The following is a 7,390-nucleotide window of genomic DNA, read 5'->3' as shown; positions in this document are numbered from 1 at the left end:
ATAAACAAACCTTTCGATATTATTTTCACCGTTTAGAGGCCTTTTTTACATTTTTTGCACCATTAAAAAACTATTTATAAAGACATCTACGACAATTGATTCTCTAAAAAATATACACATTCTGATTTTTCATTTCTAAATATTAAATCATACCTTTGTATGCAAGAGGTTAATGATTTATATATCAATTAAAAAAAATGACCCATATTAATTTCAAGGAATAAAACTTACCGAATATGACTAAAAATCCAACTTTAGAACGAGTAAAAGCTCTTCGGCAAATAATGAACGAACGGCAAATATCGGCTTTTATCATTCCGGGAACCGATCCCCACTTAAGCGAATACAGTGCAGACCATTGGAAAGCTCGTGGATGGATATCCGGATTCAACGGATCGGCCGGGACTGCTGTCGTAACAGAAAAGCAGGCCGGGCTATGGACAGATTCCCGCTATTTCCTCCAAGCAGGAATTCAACTTGAAGGAAGCGATTTCATCCTTTTTAAAGATGGGCTGCCCGAAACTCCATCAATTCAAAAATGGCTGGTCGATACATTACCTTCAGGGTCTGTAATCGGAATAGACGGATCGATGTTTTCGTACAGCGAAGCTCAACAATTAAAACACTATTTCGAAGATAAAGAATTTTCTCTAATCTCAGATTTCACTCCATTTGAGAAAATCTGGGATGACCGATCTTCAATTCCGAACGATCCTATATTCGTGTATCCTGAGAAATATAGCGGGGAATCTACCGAAAGCAAAATATCCAGATTATTAAATAAGATAAAAGCAGAAGGCGCTAATGCCATCCTGTTAGCAGCATTAGATGAAATTGCTTGGTTTTTAAATATTAGAGGAACGGATGTTCCGTGCAATCCTGTAGGAATTTGTTTCTCTTATATCTCGGAAAAAGAACGGATATTATTTGTCAATGCCCAAAAGATCAATAAAGACACGGCTGAATACCTACAAGAAAACAACATTAAAATCGCCCAATACGAAAAAATTTATGATTTTTTAAAAAACCTTTCCGGATCGGAAACTATATTTATAGACCCTCGAAAGATCAATTATAGTCTGGTCAATGCTATCTCAAGCGGACAAAAAATCATTTTCGGCAATTCCCCTATTACTTGGGAAAAAAGCTTGAAAAATAAAACCGAAATAGCGGGATTTAAAGATGCGATGATACGAGACGGAGTCGCATTAGTTCATTTTTTCCGGTGGTTAGAATCTCATGTGAAAGACGGGAATGTTACAGAAATCACAATTAGTGAGAAATTGAGAGAATACCGTTCCCAGCAAGCCCTTTACGTTGGAGAAAGTTTTTCCACAATAGCAGGGTTCAATGCCCACGGAGCCATTGTGCATTATAGCGCTACTCCCGAAACAAATGCAACTCTGAAACCGGAAGGTTTCCTATTAATAGACTCCGGAGCTCAGTATCTCGACGGAACAACCGATATTACCCGCACTATTGCTTTGGGAAAACTGAGTGCAAAACAAAAAAGAGATTTCACATTAGTGTTAAAAGGCCATATCGGCATTGCGACATGTCGGTTTCCTCAAGGAACAAGAGGTGCACAAATAGATATTCTGGCAAGACGATTTCTTTGGAACGAAGGGCAGAATTATCTTCACGGGACGGGTCATGGCATCGGACATTTTCTTAATGTGCACGAAGGTCCTCAAAACATCCGCTTAGAAGAGAATCCCACACCTTTGACTCCGGGTATGGTTACATCTAACGAACCGGGTGTTTACATTGCCGGAGAATACGGTATTCGCACCGAAAACTTAACTTTGGTCGTTGAAGATCGTGATACAGATTTCGGTAAGTTCTACAAATTCGAGACACTTACGCTTTTCCCGATAGATAAGAATGCCATAGACAAAACTTTATTAACAAAAGAAGAAATAGAATGGCTGGATAACTACCATCAAACTGTATTCGAAAAACTGAGTCCGGCATTGGACAGTGAAGCAAAAGAATGGTTAAAAAAAGCAACAGATAAACTTTAAAAATCAGACTATGGCTCTTATAAAAAGCGTTCGGGGGTACACCCCCGAAATCGGGAACAATTGTTTCTTAGCAGATAATGCAACCCTTATAGGCGATGTTGTTTTAGGCAACGATTGCAGTATATGGTTCAACGCGGTTTTACGGGGAGACGTAAATTCCATTCATATCGGGAACCGGGTAAATATTCAAGACGGATCGGTACTTCACACTCTTTACCAAAAATCGACAATAGAAATCGGGAATGACGTCTCAATCGGACACAACGTCACCATACACGGAGCTACGATAAAAGACGGTGCTCTTATAGGTATGGGATCGGTGATACTCGATCATACCGTAGTAGGCGAAGGAGCTATTGTCGCCGCAGGGTCTGTTGTCTTAAGCAAAACAGAAATAAAACCGGGTGAACTATGGGGAGGTGCACCCGCTAAATTTATAAAAATGGTAGATCCCGAACAATCAAAAGAAATCAATCAAAAAATTGCAAAAAATTACTTGATGTATTCTGATTGGTATAAAACCGACGGGCAATCAAACAAGTAATCATTATCAATAGCCTGTTTTTAAGACTTTATCTGAGCTAAAATCTTAAAAACAGGCTACTTTTCGTTTTTTAGAAGATCTTCTGTCTCTTTTTCAGAATACAGAATACTTTATAAACGTCCTTCATCAGCAAAACTATAATACCCGCTTTCACAAATAATCAGATGGTCGAGAACTCGAATATCTAAAAAAGACGCTGCAGAAACAATCTTAGCAGTCAAGTCATAATCCGCCTGACTCGGAGTAGTATTATTAGAAGGGTGATTGTGGCATAACATTATCGAAGATGCTTGCTGCAAAATCGCAGGTTTAAGAACCAATTTGACATCGACCAAGGTTGCTGCAGTTCCACCTTGGCTGATGCGGATAGTATCCAAAACCGTATTGGCTACATTTAACAGCACAATCCAAAATTCTTCTTGAGGCAAATCTACCATAGACGCATACATCAAATCATAAACATCCCTGCTACAAGTTATCTTGCGCCTTGTCAAGACATCCTCGCTTTTCCTCCTACGCCCTAACTCTAATGCAGCAATAATGCTGATAGCTTTAGCTTCTCCTATACCCTCAAATTGTCCGGTAAGGTCTTGTACAGAAACTTTTCCCAAACGGTTCAGACTATTCCCCATATTATTCAAAATACGTTGCGATAATTCCACCGCAGTTTCCCTCCTATTTCCCGAACCTATCAAAATTGCGATCAGTTCGGCATTCGATAATGAGCGAATGCCCTTTAAAAGCATTTTTTCCCGAGGTCTATCTTCCAAAGCCCAATCGGTTATCACCATTTTATCTCTCATTTTCATCATATAGCAATAATAAATCAGAAACGAATATAGCCCTTTTTATATTCGTTCAAAAGAATCCGGAAATAAATTTCGGTCATACATATTTTTTTACGACATTTGCTCTTAAGACTTATTCAATAACACCTTTTATGAAAAAGAGAATATTAGTTACCGGAGGAGCCGGATTCATCGGTTCTCACTTATGTGAACGACTTTTAAACGAAGGCAATGAAGTAATATGTCTGGATAACTTTTTTACAGGGAGTAAAGAAAATATCGTTCATTTATTGAAAAATCCCTATTTCGAAGTCATTCGCCACGACATTACAACGCCTTATTATCTCGAAACCGACCAAATATACAATCTGGCTTGTCCGGCATCTCCCATACATTACCAATACGACCCCATTCAAACAATAAAAGCTTCTATATTAGGCTCTATAAATGTATTGGGAATTGCAAAAAAGACCGGAGCCCGGGTCTTACAAGCCTCTACAAGCGAAGTTTACGGAGATCCCCAAATACATCCGCAAGTAGAAAGTTATTGGGGAAATGTCAATCCTATTGGTATTCGTTCTTGTTATGATGAAGGTAAACGCTGTGCCGAAACCTTATTTATGGATTATCACAGATGTAACAATGTGGATATTCGTATAATCCGTATATTCAACACCTACGGACCGAATATGCACCCGCAAGACGGTCGAGTAGTTTCTAATTTTATCGTCCAAGCTTTACAAGGAAAAGATTTGACAATTTACGGAAACGGATTGCAAACCCGCAGTTTTCAATACGTAAGCGATTTGGTAGAAGGCATGATTCGAATGATGGAAAATGAAAACTTTATCGGACCTGTCAATCTTGGAAATCCGGGAGAATTTACTATGCTCGAATTAGCAGAAAAGGTCATTCGCCTCACCGGGTCGAAATCAAAACTGGTATTCATGCCTCTTCCGGCAGATGACCCTACTCAAAGAAAACCCGATATCTCTTTGGCCAAAGAAAAGCTGAAGTGGGAACCGACAATTGCTTTAGAAGATGGTCTAAAAGAAACTATCGAATACTTCAAACGAATTCTATAACCCAAAGAATCTACATAGTAAAATCCCGAAAACATGAAATCCTCTCAAACGGAATGAATTCATTAATTCGGGATTTTTTATAATCGGATTCATACCGGCTCAGACCAACGCCCCTAAAATGTAAATCTCATGGAGAAACGGACTCCGTGTTTATTGATATGAGGATGATCCCGATAGGTCAGACGCCAGACATAATCAAGTCGAAGAAACTTAAAAATATTTTCTATCCCCACTCCGGCTTCCATATAAGGCATTTTCCCCATTACATAACTGCCTTCAGGGAATACGAACAATCCGTTTTCAGCTGTCGGGATATTTTTCTTACTCAAATCCCCATACCATCCTCGAAATGTTCCGACTTCTCTCCATTGCAGTTTTTTTAAGAACGGTATCCGATTGAATATACAACCATTGGCATAATAGGTAACATCCCACGATACATATTGGTCATTCAAAAATTCCATGGCATTCATCTGGGTAAACGATTCCGGCTGAATCGTATATGAAAGATTCGCATTCGGAATAAGCAATAACGGGAACGGAACTTTATCCCAAACTTTTCCTGCCCGTAATATCACATCGGTATAACCGAATGCGGAAAACCAAAATCGTTTCTGAAACCCGAATTCCGTACAATTATACGAGTAATCACTACCCATCACTCCTTTATGCGCAACGATATGAGATAAAGTAAAAACCGGCATATCCAACGAAACCGGATAACGATATGATTTACTTTGATAATATTTTTCATTCGGTGCATATCGCAACCGCACCTCCAACTCTCCCATAGAATAGTCTTTCACCGGAGTATATTCTCCCTCTATCTCACTCATTTTCAAAAACGGGACAAAATTCGGCGTCGCATACTGAGTACGATAACGCAAAATTGCCTTATAAGAAAACCCCGAGTAAAATTCACGTGTATATTCCAAACGGGCATCTCGCAAATAGGTCACCCGACTATCTCTCTTACGTTTTACCGAAAGAAACACATTATCTTTATTCGTATATAAATAATGTTGTCCCAACTGATCTATATCATAATTATACGAGGCTTTCAGAGAATGTATAGGGAACTCATTCTGATGTTCCTTCTTCCGCAAAAATGAATATTCGACTTCAGCTAAATATTTCAATTTCTTATCTTTAGTTCCGTATGCCAAATAAGCTTTACCAAACCAATGCGGATTCAAATTCGCTGTAGTCATCCCGCCGACCCTAAATCGAGCACCCTCTAACGAGTTTCCACTGATTGTCGTATTCATCGGTCCTAAATCAATAAGATTTTTCTCTTTTCGGGTCGGTATATATCCTGCAACTAAAGCACCGATAACTTTCTCCGTATAATAAAAAGCCGGATAAGACCTCAACTGCGTCATCATTCGAGCAACGAGATTCTCCTTTCCCTGTAAAGGTTCATGCCGACGTTCTTTCCAAAAATCCTCTTTCCTCGACTCTGCTCCGTCTGCCAACTTTTCCTTTTCGGGAATACTAAATATCGACATATCTTCAGGAGGATCAAAGCTCTGGTCTTTAAATGTAACTAGCCTTCGAGCATGTATTCCGCTTTTACTGTTCGATTTTAATTTAAAATCCGTAGTCAAGAAATCCCTTTGAACCAGACGTGTCCCATCAGGAGCTCGCGTATAACTCTGGTCAATTTCCATATCCTCTACAAAATTCAGATTGATATTTGTCGATAAAAGCAAACGGGCTCTTTTTACAAACCATGTGGAATCTAAAGTTACCCACATCTGCCCGACAAATCCGAAAGATTCGGAATTAGCAGGAGCAAAAGACAATATCGCGCAGGAATCTCCCTCCAAAACCACTGTATCTGCCAAATAATATTTATAGAAAGATGGTCCTATTGACGATAAAGGACTTACAAATTTATTCGTAAACAAGGAAATATTATTTTTAAATAAGTCGACGTCCTTAAATGTCTCGTTCATCATCGCTTCCATACCTTGGGGAGATATAACCTCATCCATTCCAGAATGTTTTTTCCCCAGAATTATTGTTTTCTCGGTATGAGGAGATTTACGGAAATAGATTGTCTCGAGCTTTTCCCGTTCCGAAATATTCAATACCGGTTTCCGGGAAATATCGGACGAGTCTATATAAGCCGACAAGAAATCATACTTTTTCCCGGCAATTTTATTATTCTTAAAGTCATTTAAAGCAAAGGTAACCTTTTCATATCTCTCATAAGAATAATAATCATGTTGTCTTGGATCATTCTTCTCATTAGCTGCCATAACATTTTTCACAAAATCTACCGCAGGATTCCCTTTCCGTTTATACCGCTCTTTTTTCGGACGAACAACAACTTCCTTCAACTGATAGTCGGCTGGTCTCATTTGTATCTGCAAAGTCGTATTACTCCCCGACGTAAGTTTTACGGTTTTCTCAACATAACCGATAGCCGAAATAACAATTTCAGTAGCCCCTGAAGGGCGCTTCAATACAAATCGACCGTCGTCATCGCTTCTCGTACCTGTTCCCGTACTTTTTACATACACGGAGGCATAGGAAACCGGTTCACCGGAAATAGAATCGGTCACATATCCCGTCACGGTCTTCTGTGCCTGTACCGATACACCGAACAGCAGAAGAAACAACGTAACCAGATACGTGCGAATATTATCACAAAAAGATGAAAAACAAAAAACTCGAAACCTATTTAACCTTTCCATTTAAAACCATCTTTTTATCTTTTTCACCAACTCGGACAAAGATAGAACAACAGATAGATATAAAAAAAGTTCTCTTTATCGCATTTAATAGTCCAAAAGCGACATTTTCAATAGAGATAATGGGAATATTTGGAAAGAATAGGCGAAATAAATATCATTTTAAACATTAGCAGATAAAAAACGAATATGTAATCTTCTTATTTCTTCTTATATAATCTCTCAAGGTCTGCATTCAGGTCTCCTGTCT

At 38.8% G+C, this 7,390-nt stretch carries 5 protein-coding genes; 3 read left to right on the top strand and 2 right to left on the bottom strand.

Annotated elements, in window-relative coordinates:
• Window positions 1–236 precede the first annotated feature (236 nt).
• Window positions 237–2,024 carry an aminopeptidase P family protein gene (locus AC1WHX_RS09055; RefSeq protein ID WP_481229195.1) on the top strand — a complete coding sequence of 596 codons (1,788 nt, stop codon included), beginning with the start codon at window positions 237–239 and terminating at the stop codon, window positions 2,022–2,024.
• Between the two features lie 10 nt (window positions 2,025–2,034).
• Window positions 2,035–2,568 carry a gamma carbonic anhydrase family protein gene (locus AC1WHX_RS09050; protein ID WP_481229193.1) on the top strand — a complete coding sequence of 178 codons (534 nt, stop codon included), beginning with the start codon at window positions 2,035–2,037 and terminating at the stop codon, window positions 2,566–2,568.
• Window positions 2,569–2,678: 110 nt separating this feature from the next.
• On the opposite strand, the gene radC is transcribed toward AC1WHX_RS09050, so the two are convergent.
• Window positions 2,679–3,380 carry a RadC family protein gene (gene radC, locus AC1WHX_RS09045; protein ID WP_418236200.1) on the bottom strand — a complete coding sequence of 234 codons (702 nt, stop codon included), beginning with the start codon at window positions 3,378–3,380 and terminating at the stop codon, window positions 2,679–2,681.
• Between the two features lie 128 nt (window positions 3,381–3,508).
• Between radC and AC1WHX_RS09040 the strand changes: the two genes are divergently transcribed.
• Window positions 3,509–4,441, top strand: a complete 933-nt coding sequence (locus AC1WHX_RS09040; RefSeq protein ID WP_418236201.1) for a UDP-glucuronic acid decarboxylase family protein — start codon at window positions 3,509–3,511, stop codon at window positions 4,439–4,441.
• A 113-nt stretch (window positions 4,442–4,554) separates the two neighbouring features.
• Here the strand turns inward: AC1WHX_RS09040 and AC1WHX_RS09035 are convergent, their stop codons facing one another.
• Window positions 4,555–7,143: a DUF5686 and carboxypeptidase-like regulatory domain-containing protein gene (locus AC1WHX_RS09035; RefSeq protein WP_302996038.1), complete on the bottom strand. Its 2,589-nt coding sequence runs from the start codon at window positions 7,141–7,143 to the stop codon at window positions 4,555–4,557.
• Between the last annotated feature and the right edge of the window lie 247 nt (window positions 7,144–7,390).

The organism is Coprobacter sp., assembly GCF_982436375.1.
This window is presented reverse-complemented; position numbering and strand designations above follow the sequence as displayed.

Excerpts from the sequence above, each read along its gene's own strand:
- AC1WHX_RS09035 (WP_302996038.1), bottom strand. The coding sequence starts at position 7,143 with ATGGAAAGGTTAAATAGGTTTCGAGTTTTTTGTTTTTCATCTTTTTGT.
- AC1WHX_RS09040 (WP_418236201.1), top strand. The coding sequence starts at position 3,509 with ATGAAAAAGAGAATATTAGTTACCGGAGGAGCCGGATTCATCGGTTCT.
- radC (WP_418236200.1), bottom strand. The coding sequence starts at position 3,380 with ATGATGAAAATGAGAGATAAAATGGTGATAACCGATTGGGCTTTGGAA.
- AC1WHX_RS09055 (WP_481229195.1), top strand. The coding sequence starts at position 237 with ATGACTAAAAATCCAACTTTAGAACGAGTAAAAGCTCTTCGGCAAATA.
- AC1WHX_RS09050 (WP_481229193.1), top strand. The coding sequence starts at position 2,035 with ATGGCTCTTATAAAAAGCGTTCGGGGGTACACCCCCGAAATCGGGAAC.